This is a genomic window from Streptomyces sp. cf386, assembly GCF_900103585.1.
In the GTDB taxonomy this organism is placed as follows: Bacteria; Actinomycetota; Actinomycetes; order Streptomycetales; family Streptomycetaceae; genus Streptomyces.
The window spans coordinates 386730-405095 of the sequence record NZ_FNHV01000010.1; the positions used below are offsets into that span (position 1 = coordinate 386730).

The window sequence follows — 18366 nt, forward strand, 5'->3', positions numbered from 1 at the left end:
TTCGCGTGTACTTCGCGTGTACAGCGAACATGCACCTGGCAGACACCCGCTGGTCACCCTCATTGTCCGGATTCATCCTGACTAAGTAGTGCATATGGCCAGGAGGTGACGCCGATGAAATGATCACCGGGTCGCGAATTCGAAATACCGGCGAACATGTTGTGTGGCGATGGAAACGATCCCGCCGAATTATCTGTACGAGCGCCTCGTCGAAATGCCGTACGGGCGCAAGGGGAGAGGTCGGTGCGCGTCAAGGGTCCGCACAGATCCGGCACAGGTGTGGCGAACGAAACGTCACGTGCCGCATAGCGGGGCCCGGTTGGTGGCACGATGGTTCTGGCGGGGGTGCGCGGGGTTGCATCCCCCGGCGGGAGAGCGGACCGACCGAGGGTGTGATCTGTTGTGGCCATTTCGCTGTCAGTGGTGCTGCTGTTGGCGATCATCTTGGTGGTGCTGATCCGAGGCGGATCCTTGAAGGCGGGCCCCGCCGTCGTCGCCGTGCTGTTCGGCTTCTTCCTTGCCTCGACGGGCATGGCGGACGACATCCAGAGGTTCCTCAACTCGATAGCCGAGACCATCAACTCCATCCAGTTCTAGGGTCCGCAGGTCGGCCCGGAGGGGTACGGATACCCTCGTCCGTGATCGTCGAACGTTGCGGAACGACGGGGCGGAACGGGGGACGTACGGGATGGCGCTGCGCGAGAGCGACCCGGCGGAGGTGGGCGGCTACCGGATCGAGGACCGCCTCGGCTCCGGTGGCATGGGCGTGGTGTACCTGGCCCGTTCCGCCTCCGGCCGCCGCCTCGCACTCAAGGTCGTGCACGCGCAGTACGCCGACGACGACGAATTCCGCACCCGCTTCCGCCGCGAGGTGGCCGCCGCCCGCCAGGTCAGCGGCGCCTTCACGGCCCCCGTCGTGGACGCGGACGCCGATGCGTCGCGCCCCTGGATGGCCACGCTCTACATCCCCGGCGAGGACCTCGGCACCCACGTCCGCCGCCACGGCCCGCTGCCGCTGCCCGAGTTGCACGAGCTCGCCGCCGGCCTCTCCGAGGCGCTGCGCGACATCCATCGCGCCGGAATGGTCCACCGGGATCTGAAACCGGCCAATGTGATGCTCGCCGAGGACGGCCCCCGCGTCATCGACTTCGGTATCTCCCGCGCCGCCGAGTTCGCGGCCTCCGACGTCCTCACCCAGACCGGCCGCGTGATGGGCACCCCACCCTTCATGTCCCCCGAGCAGTTCTCCTCCCCGCAGGACGTGGGTCCGGCCGCCGACGTCTTCTCCCTCGGCTCGGTCCTCGCGTACGCCGCCACCGGCCACGGCCCGTTCGACAGCCCGAGCCCCTACGAGACGGCCGTACGGGTCGTCGACGGCGACGCGGAACTCGACGGCGTACCGGACGAGTTGCTCCCGTTCATCCGCCTCTGTCTGGAAAAGCACCCCAAGTCCCGCCCCACCACCGGCGAACTCCTCTCGCTGCTCCGCGACGGCCGCCTGCCCGACCCGCGCCCCGAGCCGGCACCCGACCCGCCGGCCGACGAGCCGCCCCCACCCCGCCCCCGGCGCCGCCGACGACTCCTGCTCGTCTCCGCGCTGGGCGCCCTGCTGCTGGCCGTCGCGACCACCGTCACCGTCGTCGCGGTCACCGCCGAGCCGACCCCGATCGAGCACGATCTGCCCACGGGCTGGCGGGCCTGGCAGGCCAAGGTCGCCAACAAGGCCGCCGGAGAGACCGGCCCCTTCACGAACTGCGCGGCGCTCGACGGCGGGCTGATCTGCGCGGGCGACAGCATGAAGGCCGTCCGCTTCTCGCTCGCCACCGGCAAGGTCGACTGGAGTCACACGGTCGAGGACAACCCCGACCCGGACTCCGGAACCAGCGAGGGCGAACTGCTCGGCGCCGCGAACCACCGCGTCTTCACCTTCGCCAACCGGGCCGGCAAGAACAGCGAGGTGTCCGAGTACGCCGTCCAGGCCCTCGACGCCCGCACCGGAGCCCTGCGGTGGAGCAGGCCCCTGCCCGGTATGCCGCCCTCCGTGGAGTCCGGCAGCGCCCGGCTCGTCCCCGAGGGCCTGCTCCTGCTGCTGGAAGGGGAGGAGAACACGTACGTCCTCCTGGACCCGGCCACCGGCAAGCCCCGCTGGAAGCGCTCCGCGCCCGCCCAGGACACCTGCGCGGTGCGTGCCGCGGACGGCACCGGCTACCTCCTGTGCACCGACAACAACGACAGCCGCACCACCGTCTCCCGGCTCGACCCGGCCACCGGCAAGCCGCGCTGGACGGCCAAGCTCCCCGGCGGGCTGACCCTGGCCGGCCGCAGCGGCGGCCGCCTCGTCCTGCTCGGACAGTCGTACGCCGACTCGTCTCTCCCGACCCAGCGCCGCGTCACCCTCCTCGACGCCGACGGCACCGGCCACCGTCGGGTCCCCCTGACCCTCGCCGTGCCTTCGGGATCCCGAGCCGTGGTCAGCCACGGCACCCTCTACTTCACGCTCAACAGCGGCGAGGTCCGTGCCGTGACCCCGGCCACCGGCCGCACGCTGTGGAGCACCCCGTCCTCGATCGAACGCCCCGGCGCCCCGGCGATCTCCGAGACCTACGTCTTCCTGGCCTCCCCGGGCGGCCGCCTCGCCGCCCTGGACCGCCGTACCGGCAAGGAACTCCACACCGTCCCCGGCCGCGACGTCCGCACCGACCCCGTCTTCGTCTACACCGGCACGACCCCGGTCCCGCACGGCGACGCCCTGTATGTCCCGTACGGCATCCGCTCGGTGTACTCGGTGGACGTGCGGAGCCTGTAAACGAGCCTGTAGCGGAGCCTGCAAACGCCTCGGGCCCGGATCCACCAAGGGATCCGGGCCCGAAGACTCACATCAGAGCGGGCGACGGGAATCGAACCCGCGTAGCTAGTTTGGAAGACTAGGGCTCTACCATTGAGCTACGCCCGCACAGGGACGCGCCGCAGGTCAGGTGACCGCGGCACTGCAGGCATCGTAGCGGGTCCGGCCCCCTCAACGCACACCCCGTAAATGCGGCGGCCCCACTGCCTGCGGCCATGTACCCTACGTGTCGCACCAGCACGGGGTGTGGCGCAGCTTGGTAGCGCGTCCGCTTTGGGAGCGGAAGGCCGTGGGTTCAAATCCCGCCACCCCGACCACGACCGGTCACCGACCGGCCACGCGCGCGACAACCTCGTGTGATCGCGTTCCGTGATCGCCTTTGAGGGCGTGTTGCCGCTGCCGTTACTATGCAAGCTGCACGCCCGTGTGTCTCTCTCCATCGAAGTCCTCCGGGCGGCGAAATCCGCCGGGCCAGTCTGGCTCCGGCAGAAACCAAGAAGTCAGCCACAAGGAGACCGAACCGTGAAGAGCGCCGTGGAGACCCTGAACCCGACTCGGGTTCGGCTCACTGTCGAGGTGCCCTTCGAGGAGCTCAAGGACAGCCTCGACGCGGCGTACAAGAAGATCAACCAGCAGGTCACGGTGAAGGGCTTCCGTAAGGGCAAGATCCCGGCCCGCGTCATCGACCAGCGGTTCGGCCGCGGCGCCGTGCTGGAGGAGGCCGTCAACGACGCGCTCCCGAAGTTCTACACCGAGGCGGTCAACGAGGCCGAGCTCAACGTCCTGGGCCAGCCCGAGGTGGACATCACCGAGCTGAAGGACGGCGAGACGCTGAACTTCACCGCCGAGGTCGACATCCGCCCGGCCATCGAGATCCCGGACTACTCCGGCATCGAGGTCGAGGTCGACGCCGTCGAGGTGACCGACGAGGACATCGAGAAGTCCGTGGAGCAGCTCCGTGAGCGCTTCGCGTCGACGTCCCCCGTCGAGCGTGCCGCCGAGGACGGCGACGTCGTCACCATCGACCTGGAGGCCAAGGTCGACGGCGAGGTCCTGGAGGACGGCGTCGCCAGCGGCGTCTCCTACACCATCGGCTCCGGCGAGCTGCTGGACGGCATCGACGACGCCGTGAAGGGCCTGGAGGCCGGTGGCGAGACCACCTTCACCTCCGAGCTCAAGGGCGGCTCCGCGGCCGGCAAGGAGGCCGAGGTCACCGTCAAGGTCACCCAGGTCGCCGCGCGCGAACTGCCCGAGCTGGACGACGACTTCGCGCAGCTCGCCTCCGAGTTCGACACCCTCGACGAGCTCAAGGCCGACAGCCGCAAGCGCCTCGAGAACATGAAGCAGTTCGACCAGGCCACGCAGGCCCAGGAGCGCGTCCTGGAGAAGCTGCTGGAGCTCGTCGAGGTGCCCGTCCCCGAGAAGCTGCTCGAGGACGAGATCAACACCCGTAAGCACAACCTCGAGCACCACCAGCTCGGCCAGATGGGTCTCGACCTCGAGAAGTACCTCGAGATCCAGGGCAAGACGGTCGAGGAGTTCGACGCCGAGACCAAGGAAGCCGCGGTCAAGGGCATCAAGACGCAGTTCGTGCTCGACGAGCTCGTTAAGCAGGAGAAGCTCAACGTCAACCAGGAGGAGCTCACCGAGCACCTCATGCGCCGCGCCGCCTCCTCCGGCATGTCCCCCGACCAGTTCGCCCAGGCGGTCGTCGAGGGCGGCCAGGTTCCGCTCCTGGTCGGCGAGGTCGCCCGCGGCAAGGCGCTGGCCGTCGTGGTCGAGAAGGCCGTGGTCAAGGACACCAACGGCGAGGTCATCGACCTGGACGACGAGGACGAGGTCGAGCAGGCCACGGAGACGGTGGAGGCCGCCGAGGGTACGGCTGACGCCGCCGACGAGGAGAAGTCCGAGGGCTGAGCCCACGGCGCCGAATAGCTCGTAGGAAGGGCCCCGGGGAAGCACAATCCCCGGGGCCCTTCTGGCGTACGGCTGGGCAGTGCCCCCAAGGGGCGCGGGGAACTGCGCGAACGGCCACGACAAACCCGCTGCCGCCCGCGCACCGAAGCCCCTACGGCGCTACGCCCCCGGCGAACACTCACGGAACCGGGATGGCACCACCCAGCCTGCGCGTTAGGGTCCATGAGTATGGGGGCAGGGAACCCGGCGAAACCGCCGGAGGCCCCCCGCAGGGAACACGTGAGACGGCCCGGCGCCGTCGTAAGACGAGCAGGTGGATACGTGACGAATCTGATGCCCTCCGCCGCCGGCGAGCCCTCCATCGGCGGTGGCCTCGGCGACCATGTCTACAACCGGCTGCTCAACGAGCGGATCATCTTCCTCGGCCAGCCGGTCGACGACGACATCGCGAACAAGATCACTGCACAGCTGCTGCTCCTTGCCGCCGACCCGGACAAGGACATCTACCTCTACATCAACAGCCCCGGCGGCTCGATCACGGCCGGCATGGCGATCTACGACACCATGCAGTACATCAAGAACGACGTGGTGACGATCGCCATGGGCCTCGCCGCCTCCATGGGACAGTTCCTGCTCAGCGCGGGCACCCCCGGCAAGCGCTTCGCGCTGCCGAACGCCGAGATCCTGATCCACCAGCCCTCCGCGGGCCTGGCCGGCTCGGCCTCCGACATCAAGATCCACGCCGAGCGGCTGCTGCACACCAAGAAGCGCATGGCCGAGCTCACGTCCCTGCACACGGGTCAGACCGTGGAGCAGGTCACCCGTGACTCGGACCGCGACCGCTGGTTCGACGCCGACGAGGCCAAGCAGTACGGCCTCATCGACGACGTGATCGCCACGGCCGCCGGCATGCCGGGCGGCGGCGGCACCGGGGCCTGAGACCCCCGCAGCGCCCCCAGCCGACCGCCTCAGCCCCTAGGAGACAGATAGTGAACGACTTCCCCGGCAGCGGCCTGTACGACCGCTCGCGCGCCGAGTACGCGGGCCCCGTGGCCGAGTCCCGGTACGTGATCCCGCGCTTCGTCGAGCGCACCTCGCAGGGCATCCGCGAGTACGACCCGTACGCGAAGCTCTTCGAGGAGCGCGTGATCTTCCTCGGCGTGCAGATCGACGACGCCTCCGCCAATGACGTCATGGCGCAACTGCTGTGCCTGGAGTCGATGGACCCCGACCGGGACATCTCGGTCTACATCAACAGCCCGGGCGGCTCCTTCACCGCGCTCACGGCCATCTACGACACGATGCAGTTCGTGAAGCCGGACATCCAGACGGTCTGCATGGGCCAGGCGGCCTCCGCCGCCGCGATCCTGCTCGCCGCCGGCACGCCTGGCAAGCGCATGGCACTGCCGAACGCCCGCGTGCTGATCCACCAGCCGTACAGCGAGACCGGCCGCGGTCAGGTCTCCGACCTGGAGATCGCCGCCAACGAGATCCTCCGGATGCGCTCGCAGCTGGAGGAGATGCTGGCCAAGCACTCCACCACGCCGATCGAGAAGATCCGCGAGGACATCGAGCGCGACAAGATCCTCACGGCCGAGGACGCGCTGTCGTACGGGCTGATCGACCAGATCATCTCCACACGGAAGATGAACAACGCCGACGTTCGCTGACGCGGACCCGGTATTGTCTGCTGCCCCTTGGCACGGTTTGGGACGGTGCACGTCAAAGTGAACCGCGCCAAGGGGGGCCCGAACGGGGGGCCAGGCAAGGTACCGTCGGACATAAGGCAGCACCAGGAGCCGCTGGAACCTAAAACGTCCAGGCGTCTCCCAGGCGAAGGGGAAGCACACCGTGGCACGCATCGGTGACGGCGGCGATCTGCTCAAGTGCTCGTTCTGCGGCAAGAGCCAGAAGCAGGTCAAGAAGCTCATCGCAGGCCCTGGTGTGTACATCTGCGACGAGTGCATCGATCTCTGTAACGAGATCATCGAGGAAGAGCTCGCGGAGACCAGTGAGGTCCGCTGGGAGGAACTCCCCAAGCCGCGCGAGATCTACGAGTTCCTCGAAGGCTATGTGGTCGGCCAGGAGGCGGCGAAGAAGGCCCTCTCCGTCGCCGTCTACAACCACTACAAGCGCGTTCAGGCCGGCGAGAACGGCGGCGGTCAAAGCCGCGAGGACGCCATCGAGTTGGCGAAGTCCAACATCCTGCTGCTGGGCCCCACGGGCTCCGGCAAGACGCTGCTCGCCCAGACCCTGGCCCGCATGCTGAACGTGCCGTTCGCGATCGCGGACGCCACCGCGCTGACGGAGGCCGGGTATGTCGGCGAGGACGTCGAGAACATCCTGCTGAAGCTGATCCAGGCGGCCGACTACGACGTCAAGAAGGCCGAGACCGGGATCATCTACATCGACGAGATCGACAAGGTCGCGCGGAAGAGTGAAAATCCGTCGATCACCCGGGACGTGAGCGGCGAGGGCGTCCAGCAGGCCCTGCTGAAGATCCTGGAGGGCACCACGGCCTCGGTCCCGCCGCAGGGCGGCCGCAAGCACCCGCACCAGGAGTTCATCCAGATCGACACGACGAACGTCCTGTTCATCGTGGGCGGTGCGTTCTCCGGACTGGAGAAGATCATCGAGTCCCGGGCCGGCGCCAAGGGCATCGGCTTCGGCGCGACGATCCGCTCCAAGCGCGAGTTGGAGGCCAAGGACCAGTTCGAGGACGTCATGCCCGAGGACCTGGTCAAGTTCGGCATGATCCCCGAGTTCATCGGCCGCCTCCCGGTCATCACCTCGGTCCACAACCTGGACCGCGAGGCCCTGCTCCAGATCCTCGTCGAGCCGCGCAACGCGCTGGTGAAGCAGTATCAGCGCCTCTTCGAACTCGACGGCGTGGAGCTCGACTTCGAGCGTGAGGCCCTGGAGGCCATCGCCGACCAGGCCATCCTCCGGCAGACGGGCGCGCGCGGCCTGCGCGCCATCATGGAGGAGGTCCTGATGTCGGTGATGTACGAGGTGCCGTCCCGCAAGGACGTCGCCCGTGTCGTCATCACGGCGGACGTCGTCCACTCGAACGTGAACCCGACGCTGATCCCGCGCGACGCGCGCGGACGCGGTCCGGGGGAGCAGAAGACGGCGTAGCCGCAGCGCGGACAACGGACATGCGAAGGGGCCCCGGTCAACCGACCGGGGCCCCTTCGTAGTTGAGCTGAACGGCGTCAGGCGCCTCAGGCCTTGACGCGGATCGCCTCGCGGATCTTGGCGGTCATGTCGACCACGGTGTCCTTGCCGACGCCCGTGCTGGTGTTGTCGCCGGGCGAGACCATGGCGACCGTGCTGTAGTCGGCCCAGACGCAGAACCAGTCGGTGGACTCCTTCTTGGTGAGCGCGTTGGTGGCCTTGCTCGACTGGCACTTGGCGACGGTGCCGTCGATCTCGACCGACTCGGGCTCTCCGATCAGCTCGGCGTTCTGCAGGCCGGCGGAGTTGCTCGAGGAGCTCGCCTTGATCTGCTTCTGGATGGAGGCGAAGAACTTGTCCAGGGTGGACTCGGGGTCGGCGATCTCGCCGTAGCCCCCCACCACTGTGACGCCCTTGGCGGTCAGCAGCTCGGACTGGTCAGGAAGGGTGGAGGGGTCCGTCGCGTCGAAACCGCTGAAGTCGGCGGTGGACCACTGCCCGACGACGGCCGTACCGCTCTTGACGCCGCTCTCCTCCATGTCCTTCGAGGTGTCGGAGTCGCCGGCGAGGTTGCCGTCGCCGATCCGCTTGTAGTCGCCGAGCACCGTCTCGGGCGTCGACAGCTTGTGCGCGCCGTCGTCCTCGAGGCCGCCCGCACCACCGCCTCCGCCGAACACGAAGTACGCCCCCACACCGATCGCGACCACGACGGCCACCGCGCCGATGATCAGGCCGGCCTTCTTGTTGCCGCCACCCGGAGCCGGCGGCTGCGGCGCCCCGTACGGAGCCTGGCCGTAGGGCGGCTGCTGCGGCGGGACGCCCTGCGGGTAGCCGTAGCCCGGCTGGGCGGGCGGCGCCTGCTGCGGGTAGCCGTAACCCGGCTGGCCCTGGGGCTGCGCCGGAGGCTGCGGCGGAGGCGCCTGCTGGGGGTAGCCGTAGCCGGGCTGGGGCGCCTGCGGCGGCTGGCCGTAGGGACCGGGCTGCTGGGGCTGCCCGCCGTACGGACCGGGCTGCTGGGGCTGCCCGCCGTACGGGCCCGGCTGGTTGTAGCTCATTTCTGGGTTCCCCTCCAGATGCTTATGTGTTCCTGACATCCTGGCGCAGACGCAGGCAACGCATGGCATCGGGGTGCCCACCGTTACAGAACAAACGCGTTTCGGGACACCCCCGGGACACCCCTAAACTGAGCGCGTGACCGAGAACGCTCAGCAGCAGCCACCAGCGCCCGACACCGAACTGCCGACCCAGTACGCGCCGGCCGACGTAGAGGGGCCGCTGTACGAGCGCTGGGTAGAGCGCGGTTACTTCGAGGCGAACGCGAAGAGTGACAAGCCGCCGTACACCATCGTCATCCCGCCGCCGAACGTCACGGGCAGCCTGCACCTCGGGCACGCCTTCCAGCACACGCTCATGGACGTCCTCACGCGCCGCAAGCGCATGCAGGGTTATGAGTCGCTGTGGCTGCCGGGCATGGACCACGCCGGCATCGCCACCCAGAACAAGGTCGAGCAGCAGCTCGCCGAGGAGGGCAAGTCCCGCCACGATCTGGGCCGCGAGGAGTTCGTCGACCGCGTCTGGCAGTGGAAGGAGGAGTACGGCGGCAAGATCCTCGGCCAGATGCGCCGCCTCGGCGACGGCGTCGACTGGACCCGCGAGCGGTTCACCATGGACGAGGGCCTGTCCAAGGCCGTCCTCACCATCTTCAAGAAGCTCTACGAAGACGAGCTCATCTACCGCGCCGAACGCATCATCAACTGGTGTCCGCGCTGTCTGACGGCCATCTCGGACATCGAGGTGGAGTACCAGGAGGACGCGGGCGAGCTGGTCTCCATCCGCTACGGGGAGGGCGAGGACAGCGTCGTCGTCGCCACCACGCGCGCGGAGACGATGCTCGGTGACACCGCCGTCGCCGTCCACCCGGACGACGAGCGGTACAAGCACCTCATCGGCAAGCGGATCAAGCTCCCGCTGACCGACCGCACCATCCCGGTCGTCCCCGACACCCACGTCGACCCCGAGTTCGGCACGGGTGCGGTCAAGGTCACTCCGGCCCACGACCCGAACGACTTCGCGATCGGGCAGCGCCACGACCTGCCGTCCCTGACGATGATGGACGAGCACGGCATCATCACCGTCCATGGCCCGTTCCTCGGCCTGGACCGCTTCGAGGCCCGCTCCGCGGTCGTCGGCGCGCTGAAGGAGCAGGGCCGCATCGTCGCCGAGAAGCGCCCCTACATGCACTCCGTCGGCCACTGCTCGCGCTGCAAGACCACGGTCGAGCCGCGGCTGTCCATGCAGTGGTGGGTCAAGGTCGGCCCGCTGGCGAAGGCGGCGGGCGACGCGGTCCGTGACGGGCGGGTCAAGATCCACCCCGAGGACATGTCGAAGCGCTACTTCGACTGGGTCGACAACATGCACGACTGGTGCATCTCGCGGCAGTTGTGGTGGGGCCACCGCATCCCGATCTGGTACGGCCCCGACGGCGAGGTCGTCTGCGTCGGCCCCGACGAGGAGCCGCCCACCGGCGAGGGCTGGACCCAGGACTCCGACGTCCTGGACACCTGGTTCTCCTCCGGACTGTGGCCGTTCTCCACGCTCGGCTGGCCCGAACAGACCGATGACCTGCGGAAGTTCTACGCCACCGACGTTCTGCTGACCGGCCACGACATCATCTTCTTCTGGGTCGCCCGGATGATGATGTTCGGCCTGTACGCCATGGACGGCGAGGCCCCCTTCCACACCATCGCCCTGACCGGTCTGGTCCGGGACGAGTTCGGCAAGAAGATGTCGAAGTCCAACCCGAACGCGGTCGACCCGCTCGTCTGGATGGACAAGTACGGCTCCGACGCCGTCCGTTTCACCCTCGCCAAGGGCGCGAACCCCGGCGCGGACGTCCCGATCGGCGAGGACTGGGTCCAGGCGTCCCGCAACTTCGCCAATAAGATCTGGAACGCCACCCGGTTCGCCATGATGAACGGCGCCACGATCGAGGGCGAACTGCCCCCGGCCGAGCGGATGTCGGCGACCGACCGCTGGATCCTCTCCCGGCTGGGCGAGACGGTCGCGCAGGCCGACGCGTACTACGAGGACTACCAGTTCGCCAAGGTCAGCGAGGCTCTGTACCACTTCGCGTGGGACGAGGTCTTCGACTGGTACGTCGAGCTGACCAAGACCACCTTCCAGGCGGGCGGCGAGCCGGCCAAGGTCACCGGCCGGGTCCTCGGCGAGGTCCTGGACGTCCTGCTGCGTCTGCTGCACCCGATCGTCCCCTTCGTCACGGACACCCTGTGGACCACCCTCACGGGCGGCGAGTCCCTGGTGATCGCCGACTGGCCCAAGGACAGCGGGTTCCGCGACGAGGCCGCCGAGCGGGAGATCGAGACCCTCCAGCAGGTCATCACCGAGGTCCGCCGATTCCGCGCCGACCAGGGTCTCCAGCCCGGCCAGCGCGTCCCGGCCCGCCTGACCCTCGACGGCACGGCCCTCGCCCCGCACGAGCCGGCCATCCGCCAGCTGCTGCGGCTCCAGCCGGAGGGCGAGGCCTTCACGGCCACGGCGACCCTGCCGGTCGGGGGCGCGGAGGTCGCGCTGGACCTCTCGGGCGTGATCGACGTGGCGGCGGAGCGCAAGCGCCTCGCGAAGGACCTCGCGGCGGCCGAGAAGGAGAAGGCCCAGGCCACGGCCAAGCTCGGCAACGAGGCGTTCCTGGCGAAGGCACCGGACCAGGTGGTGGAGAAGATCCGGGGCCGACTCGCCAAGGCCGACGAGGACATCGCCCGGATCGCCGCACAGCTGGACCGGCTGCCGCAGGCGTAGGTGTTCGTACGGCTGTAAGGCCCCCGGTGCTGTAAGGCGCCGGGGGCCTTGACGTCTCTAAGGGGCGCGGGGAACTGCGCGACCGGCCCCCCGGCGGCCCGCAGCCGCACGACAACCCACACCACCCCACTCCGTACGCACTCTGTCAGTCCCCCTCCGTAGACTGGCCCCGTGAGTGAGAGCGACGACCCCTTCGACGAGATCATCGCGGCAGAAACCGACCGCGACCCCGACCTCGCGGTCATCGAGGCCGGCAGCCGCACCCTGCGCACCCAGGGCGGCCCGCCGGAGGCCGATGTGCCCGCACGCCCCGAGGACCCCGAGGTCGACAAGGCCCTGCGCACCGTCGAGGCGGAGCTCGCCACCCGCTGGGGCGAGACCAAGCTGGAGCCCTCGGTCGCCCGCATCGCCGCACTCATGGACGTGCTGGGCGACCCGCAGCGGGCGTACCCCTCCATCCACATCACCGGCACCAACGGCAAGACGTCGACCGCCCGCATGATCGAGGCCCTCCTCGGCGCCTTCGAGCTCCGCACCGGCCGCTACACCTCTCCGCACGTCCAGTCGATCACCGAGCGGATCAGCCTCGACGGCGCGCCGATCTCCGCCGAGCGGTTCATCGAGACGTACGACGACATCAAGCCGTACGTCGAGATGGTCGACTCCTCGCAGGAGTACCGCCTGTCCTTCTTCGAGGTGCTCACGGGCATGGCGTACGCGGCCTTCGCCGACGCGCCCGTCGACGTCGCCGTCGTGGAGGTCGGGATGGGCGGGTCCTGGGACGCCACCAACGTCATCGACGGTGACGTCGCCGTCGTGACGCCCATAGACCTCGACCACACCGACCGGCTCGGCGGCACTCCGGGCGAGATCGCCACCGAGAAGGCCGGCATCATCAAGCAGGACGCCACCGTGATCATGGCCCAGCAGCCGGTGGACGCCGCGCAGGTGCTGCTGAAGAAGGCCGTGGAGGTCGACGCGACCGTTGCCCGGGAGGGCCTGGAGTTCGGGGTCGTGTCGCGTCAGGTCGCCGTCGGCGGACAGCTCGCCACCCTGCGCGGGCTGGGCGGTGAGTACCCCGAGGTGTATCTGCCGCTGCACGGCGCGCACCAGGCGCACAACGCCGCCGTCGCCCTCGCCGCCGTGGAGGCGTTCTTCGGCGTCGGTGCCGCGCGGGCCGAGTCGCTGGACATCGACACGGTCCGCAAGGCGTTCGCGGCCGTCGCCTCGCCGGGCCGTATGGAGGTCGTACGGCGCTCACCCACCGTCGTGCTGGACGCCGCCCACAACCCGGCCGGGGCGCGGGTGACCGCCGAGGCGATCGGGGAGGCCTTCGACTTCAGCCGGCTGATCGGGGTCGTGGGGGCGAGCGGTGACAAGAACGTGCGGGGGCTGCTGGAGGCCTTCGAGCCGATCTTCGCCGAGGTCGTCGTCACCCAGAACTCCTCGCACCGCGCCATGGACGCCGACGAACTGGCCGCCATCGCCGTCGAGGTGTTCGGCGACGAGCGTGTGCAGGTCGAGCCGCGGTTGCCCGACGCTCTGGAGGCCGCGATCACGCTGGCCGAGGAGGAGGGCGAGTTCACGGGCGGCGGTGTGCTGGTCACCGGGTCCGTCATCACGGTCGGCGAGGCCCGGCTGCTGCTCGGGAAGGGCTGAGTTCCGAAAGATGCGTACGCTCTGTTCATCGACCCTGATCGGCGAGTTCTTCGTCATCGGCTTCGCCGGTCTGGTCGCCATGAAGGACCCCGACCTGTCCATGTCGCAGGTGTGGACGGTCAGCGGCATCGCGATGTTCCTGTGCCTGCTGCTGTGCGGTCTGGTGACCCGCCCCGGCGGCGTCGCCCTCGGCTGGGCCCTGCAGATCGCCCTCATCGCCTCCGGCTTCATCGTCCCCACGATGTTCTTCCTCGGTGCGATCTTCGCGGCGCTGTGGTGGGCATCGGTGCATTTCGGCAGAAAGGTCGACGAGGCGAAGGCGAGATTCGCGGCGCAGGCGCAGAGTGGAGAAGGCAGCCCGTCCGGGGCCTGAGCCCAAGCTGACACTGCGTAACAGGCATCTGGGAACGCCCTGTAGCCTCATCCCACCGCACCACCGGCTGTAAGAAGGAGCCCTCCTGTGACCCAGCGCACCCTCGTCCTGCTCAAGCCCGACGCAGTCCGCCGCGGCCTGACCGGCGAGATCATCAGCCGCATCGAGCGCAAGGCCGGCTGGCAGATCACCGCGCTGGAGCTGCGCACGCTGGACCAGGAGACGCTGGAGCAGCACTACGGAGAGCACAAGGGCAAGCCCTTCTATGAGCCGTTGGTGGAGTTCATGGCTTCCGGCCCGGTCGTCGCCCTGATCGTCGAGGGCGAGCGGGTCATCGAGGGGCTGCGCCAGCTGGCCGGCCCGACCGACCCGATCGCGGCCGCGCCCGGTTCCATCCGCGGTGACTTCGGCGTGATCGTCCGCGAGAACCTCATCCACGCCTCCGACTCCGAGGAGTCCGCCGAGCGCGAGGTGAAGATTTTCTTCCCGGGCCGTGCCTGAGCCCTTTCAACCGGCCCGATCTGGGGCGGCCGTAGAAATCCGGCTGCCCGGCGGCATATGCGTGGCGATCGAGGGAACGAGTGCCCCCGATGGCCCGTCCCTACAAGCGGGGCGGCTCGCTATCTGATGACAATGGCGAAGACCCTCCCGCAGTGTTCGCGAAGGCGCGTCTACGATGGAAGCCTTCACGTCACAGCACCCACTTCGCCGACCTGAAAAGCCATCAAAAGCTCCCAGGAAGGCCAGACGAATCCTGATGGGGAACTCAATGTCGTTCATCGGCCGTGACATGGCTGTCGACCTCGGGACCGCCAACACGCTGGTGTACGTCAGGGGTCGCGGGATCGTACTCAACGAGCCGTCCGTCGTCGCGATCAACACCAACACCGGTGGCATCCTCGCGGTCGGCGCCGAAGCGAAGAAGATGATCGGTCGTACCCCTGGCAACATCGTTGCCGTACGTCCGCTGAAGGACGGCGTGATCGCCGACTTCGAGATCACCGAGCGGATGCTCCGCTACTTCATCCTGAAGATCCACAAGCGGCGTTATCTGGCTCGTCCGCGGGTCGTCGTCTGTGTGCCCTCCGGCATCACGGGCGTCGAGCGCCGCGCCGTCATCGAGGCGTCGTCCCAGGCCGGCGCCCGTCAGGTGCACATCATCGAGGAGCCCATGGCCGCGGCCATCGGCTCCGGCCTGCCGGTCCACGAGGCCACGGGCAACATGGTGGTCGACATCGGCGGCGGCACCACGGAGGTCGCGGTCATCTCCCTCGGCGGCATCGTCACCGCCCAGTCCATCCGGGTCGCGGGCGACGAACTGGACAACGCGATCATCCAGCACATCAAGAAGGAATACTCCCTTCTGCTGGGTGAGCGGACGGCCGAGCAGATCAAGATCACGATCGGTTCGGCGTACGACCTCGACGCTGACGAGCACACCGAAATCCGCGGCCGGGATCTCGTCTCCGGGCTGCCGAAGACCGTCGTCATCTCCGCGGGCGAAGTGCGCAAGGCCATCGAGGAGCCGGTCAACGCGATCGTCGACGCCGTCAAGACGACCCTCGACAAGTGCCCGCCGGAGCTGTCCGGCGACATCATGGACCGAGGAATCGTCCTGACCGGCGGCGGCGCCCTGCTGCGCGGCCTCGACGAGCGGCTGCGCCGTGAGACCGGCATGCCGATCCACATCGCCGAGGACCCGCTGGACAGCGTGGCGCTCGGGTCCGGCAAGTGTGTCGAGGAGTTCGAGGCGTTGCAGCAGGTGCTGGACGCCCAGCCGCGCAGATGACGTAACTCTTCGATTCCGCCGTACGGGATGATCTCCTCTCGTACGGCGGATCGTTGATATAGAGGCATAAGCTCCCTGAAGAGCCTCGAAACTCCGCGTACAACTCGCATCCGACTCGGCATACGGACTCCGTATACAGAACCCCTCGGGTTTACCGGGGGTTTCCCGAATTCCTATGAGGAAGGGCACGGCCGCCGCACGTGAGGGACACACGAGAGAGCCGGCTGCTCCTGGTGCTGCTGATCGCCATCGCGTTCGCGTTGATCACGGTGGACATCCGCGGTGGTGAGGATTCCCCTGTCGACGGCGCCCGGTCCGCCGCCGCGGCGGTCTTCGGCCCGATCGAGGACGGTGTGTCGACAGCGGTGAACCCGGTCGGCAACGCGGTCGCCGCGATCCGTGACTCCGGCGACCGCCATGACCGGCTCTCCCAGCTTGAGCAGGAGAACGCCGCCCTCAAGGCGAAGCTCGGCAGCGACGACCGCAACCGCAGCCGGCTGAAGCAGCTGGACAAGATGCTGAAGATCGCGGGCCAGGGCCAGTACGGCATCAAGGGCGCCGAGGTCATCGCCATAGGAGCGGCCCAGGGCTTCTCCTGGACGATCACCATCGACGCCGGCGCGAACGACGGCCTGCGGCGCGACATGACCGTCCTGAACGGGGACGGGCTGGTCGGGCGGGTCACCACCGTCGGCCCGAACACCGCGACGGTGCTCCTCGCCAACGACCCCGACTTCACCGTCGGCACCCGCATGGAGTCCACCGACGAGCTCGGCTTCGCCTCCGGCCAGGGCGACCGTCCGCTGCGCGTCGAACTCCTCAACGGCAAGGCCGAGGTGAAGAAGGGCGACCGTCTGGTCACCTTCGGCTCGCAGGCCGACAAGCCCTTCGTGCCCGGCGTCCCCGTCGGCGTCGTCTCGCGCGTCGACCCGTCTGGCGGCAACCTCACCCGCACCCTGTACGTCACGCCCTACGTCGGCTTCAGCAAGCTCGACATCGTCGGCGTCGTCGTCCAGGCCCCCGAGAAGGACCCGCGCGACACGGTGCTCCCCGACAAGCCGAAGCCGACCCCGAGGCCGACCGTGACGGTCACCGTCACACCGTCCGGCGTTCCGCAGGCCGACGGCAACCAGTACGAGCAAGAGCAGTAGGAGCTGAAGCCTGATGCGCGTCAACCGAATCCTGCTCTCCTCCTCCCTGGTCGTCGTCGCCCTGGTGCTCCAGGTGAGCGTCCTCTCGCGCCTCCACCTCCCGGGCGCCGTCCCCGACCTGCTGCTTCTCACCGTGCTGGGCCTCGCCCTGGTCTACGGCCATGTCGGCGGCGCCCTCGTCGGCTTCGGCGCCGGCCTGCTCGCCGACCTCGCCCCGCCCGCCGATCATGCCGCCGGCCGTTATGCGCTGGTGCTGTGTGTCATCGGCTATCTCGTCGGGCTCGTCAGGCCGGACAACGGCCGGCTCAAGTCGGCCACCGGGCCGATGGTGGTCGTGGTCGTCGCCGCGATCGGCTCGACTTTGCTGTACGCAGGTGTCGGCGCCCTCGTCGGGGACACCGCCGCCCGCCATGTCGGCCTCGGCAGCCTGCTGTTCACGGCCGCGCTGTACGACCTGCTGCTCGCGCCGTTCGTGGTGCCCGGGATCATGGCGCTGGCCCGGCGCGCGGAGAACGACCCGCTCGCCGAGAGCAACTCCCAGTCGAAGAAACCCAACATCTCCTCCGGCTGGCTCTCCGGCGGCACCGGCCTGCGCATCGGCAGCCAGCGCGGTGGGCTGGGCGGCCTGAAGGTGAAGGCCGGACGGGCGCGGACGGCGCGTGCAGGGCGCATCAAGGGGGTCAAGCGGCTGTGACCGCAGGAGAGTTCACCGGAACGGGTGACGATCACCGGAACCGCGCCACGCGGGCCCTTCGTTCATCACTCGTACACACACAGGCGCATTCGCACTGGCACTCGCACTGAGGGGGAGGCAGCCGCAGTGACCAACATCCCCGAGACCGGCCGGACCCCACGCGTCCAGATCCGGCTCATCGTCATCCAAGTCCTCGTCCTCTCCCTCCTCGGCACCCTCGGCGGACGCCTGTGGTACCTGCAGATCCGCGAGGGCGACGCCTACGCCAAGGAGGCGTCCGGCAACCATGTCCAGCAGGTCGTGCAGCCCGCGGTGCGTGGGTCGATCCTGGATGCGCGTGGTGTGGCGTTGGCGGACAACGAGACGCGGTTGGTGGTGTCCGCCTCGCGTACGGATCTGTTGAAGATGCCGGATGACGGTGAGGCGGTGCTGACGAAGCTGGCGGGTGTGCTGGGGATGACGCCGAGGGAGGTGCGGGAGAAGGTGCGGCTGTGTGATGCGCAGACGCCGCAGCCGTGCTGGAACGGGTCGCCGTATCAGCCGATCCCGATCACCGACGAGGCCACAGCGAAGCAGGCTTTGCAGATCCGTGAGCGGGCCGAGGACTTCCCCGGGATCACCGCCGAGCCGCAGGCCGTGCGCCGCTACGCGAGCCCCGGTGAGGCCAACACCGCGCAGGTGCTGGGCTATCTCTCGCCGGTGACGGACGGGGAGATCCAGCAGGCCCAGGACACCGACTCGCCCTACCTGCGCTCGGACCAGGTGGGCCGCTCCGGTCTGGAGCGGGAGTACGACAAGGAGCTGCGCGGCAAGGCGGGTGTCACCCGCTACGAGGTCGACAATCTCGGCCGGGTCATCGGGCAGGCCAAGGCGGACGCCGCTCAGGCGGGCTCCAACCTCGTCACCAGCATCGACGCCCGCGTGCAGCGGGTGGCGGAGTACGAG

Annotated in this window: 14 protein-coding genes, 2 tRNA genes and 1 pseudogene; 15 read left to right on the forward strand and 2 right to left on the reverse strand. The window is 68.7% G+C overall.

Annotation, left to right across the window (positions count from 1 at the left end; translation table 11 throughout):
- Window positions 1-402 precede the first annotated feature (402 nt).
- Window positions 403-597, forward strand: a complete 195-nt coding sequence (locus BLU79_RS26805) for a hypothetical protein (protein WP_030044846.1) — start codon at window positions 403-405, stop codon at window positions 595-597.
- 55 nt (window positions 598-652) lie between these two features.
- On the forward strand, window positions 653-2806 hold the full coding sequence (locus BLU79_RS26810) for a serine/threonine-protein kinase (RefSeq protein ID WP_256333477.1): 2154 nt from the start codon (window positions 653-655) through the stop codon (window positions 2804-2806).
- Window positions 2807-2882: 76 nt separating this feature from the next.
- Here BLU79_RS26810 and BLU79_RS26815 read toward each other — a convergent pair.
- Window positions 2883-2953: transfer RNA gene (locus BLU79_RS26815), tRNA-Gly, on the reverse strand.
- 132 nt (window positions 2954-3085) lie between these two features.
- Here BLU79_RS26815 and BLU79_RS26820 point away from each other — a divergent pair.
- From BLU79_RS26820 to clpX, 5 genes are all read left to right on the forward strand, one after another.
- Window positions 3086-3162 (forward strand) — tRNA-Pro (locus BLU79_RS26820).
- Window positions 3163-3367: 205 nt separating this feature from the next.
- Window positions 3368-4762: a trigger factor gene (gene tig, locus BLU79_RS26825; protein ID WP_093908446.1), complete on the forward strand. Its 1395-nt coding sequence runs from the start codon at window positions 3368-3370 to the stop codon at window positions 4760-4762.
- 333 nt (window positions 4763-5095) lie between these two features.
- Window positions 5096-5701 (forward strand): ATP-dependent Clp protease proteolytic subunit, encoded by a 606-nt coding sequence (locus BLU79_RS26830; RefSeq protein WP_177001189.1) that lies wholly within the window; start codon window positions 5096-5098, stop codon window positions 5699-5701.
- A gap of 50 nt (window positions 5702-5751) precedes the next feature.
- Window positions 5752-6432 carry an ATP-dependent Clp protease proteolytic subunit gene (locus BLU79_RS26835; RefSeq protein ID WP_093908448.1) on the forward strand — a complete coding sequence of 227 codons (681 nt, stop codon included), beginning with the start codon at window positions 5752-5754 and terminating at the stop codon, window positions 6430-6432.
- A gap of 181 nt (window positions 6433-6613) precedes the next feature.
- Window positions 6614-7900 (forward strand): ATP-dependent Clp protease ATP-binding subunit ClpX, encoded by a 1287-nt coding sequence (gene clpX / locus BLU79_RS26840; RefSeq protein ID WP_093908449.1) that lies wholly within the window; start codon window positions 6614-6616, stop codon window positions 7898-7900.
- Window positions 7901-7986: 86 nt separating this feature from the next.
- Here the strand turns inward: clpX and BLU79_RS26845 are convergent, their stop codons facing one another.
- Window positions 7987-8994, reverse strand: coding sequence for a hypothetical protein (locus BLU79_RS26845; RefSeq protein WP_093908450.1), 1008 nt, complete (start codon window positions 8992-8994; stop codon window positions 7987-7989).
- Between the two features lie 136 nt (window positions 8995-9130).
- Here BLU79_RS26845 and BLU79_RS26850 point away from each other — a divergent pair, with 136 nt between their 5' ends.
- The 8 genes and pseudogenes from BLU79_RS26850 to BLU79_RS26885 all read left to right on the forward strand — a co-directional run.
- The gene (locus tag BLU79_RS26850; RefSeq protein ID WP_093908451.1) at window positions 9131-11755 is read left to right on the forward strand and encodes a valine--tRNA ligase; all 2625 of its coding nucleotides are present in this window, start codon (window positions 9131-9133) and stop codon (window positions 11753-11755) included.
- Window positions 11756-11926: 171 nt separating this feature from the next.
- Complete coding sequence (locus BLU79_RS26855; protein WP_093908452.1) at window positions 11927-13414, forward strand: bifunctional tetrahydrofolate synthase/dihydrofolate synthase; 1488 nt, start codon at window positions 11927-11929, stop codon at window positions 13412-13414.
- Between the two features lie 10 nt (window positions 13415-13424).
- Complete coding sequence (locus BLU79_RS26860) at window positions 13425-13787, forward strand: DUF4233 domain-containing protein (RefSeq protein WP_093908453.1); 363 nt, start codon at window positions 13425-13427, stop codon at window positions 13785-13787.
- 87 nt (window positions 13788-13874) lie between these two features.
- Window positions 13875-14288 carry a nucleoside-diphosphate kinase gene (ndk, locus tag BLU79_RS26865; protein ID WP_093908454.1) on the forward strand — a complete coding sequence of 138 codons (414 nt, stop codon included), beginning with the start codon at window positions 13875-13877 and terminating at the stop codon, window positions 14286-14288.
- Between the two features lie 268 nt (window positions 14289-14556).
- Entirely contained in the window at window positions 14557-15576 is a 1020-nt protein-coding gene (locus BLU79_RS26870) for a rod shape-determining protein (RefSeq protein ID WP_005479350.1), read from the forward strand.
- A gap of 200 nt (window positions 15577-15776) precedes the next feature.
- A complete protein-coding gene (mreC, locus tag BLU79_RS26875) occupies window positions 15777-16727 on the forward strand; it encodes a rod shape-determining protein MreC (RefSeq protein WP_093908455.1) in 951 nt (316 codons plus the stop codon).
- Window positions 16728-16740: 13 nt separating this feature from the next.
- Window positions 16741-17421, forward strand: a complete 681-nt coding sequence (gene mreD, locus BLU79_RS26880) for a rod shape-determining protein MreD (protein WP_093908456.1) — start codon at window positions 16741-16743, stop codon at window positions 17419-17421.
- Window positions 17422-17547: 126 nt separating this feature from the next.
- Window positions 17548-18366: pseudogene (locus BLU79_RS26885) on the forward strand (penicillin-binding protein 2); the annotation flags it as partial.

Excerpts from the sequence above, each read along its gene's own strand:
- BLU79_RS26830 (WP_177001189.1), top strand. The coding sequence starts at position 5,096 with ATGCCCTCCGCCGCCGGCGAGCCCTCCATCGGCGGTGGCCTCGGCGAC.
- BLU79_RS26870 (WP_005479350.1), top strand. The coding sequence starts at position 14,557 with ATGTCGTTCATCGGCCGTGACATGGCTGTCGACCTCGGGACCGCCAAC.
- BLU79_RS26845 (WP_093908450.1), bottom strand. The coding sequence starts at position 8,994 with ATGAGCTACAACCAGCCGGGCCCGTACGGCGGGCAGCCCCAGCAGCCC.
- BLU79_RS26860 (WP_093908453.1), top strand. The coding sequence starts at position 13,425 with ATGCGTACGCTCTGTTCATCGACCCTGATCGGCGAGTTCTTCGTCATC.
- mreD (WP_093908456.1), top strand. The coding sequence starts at position 16,741 with ATGCGCGTCAACCGAATCCTGCTCTCCTCCTCCCTGGTCGTCGTCGCC.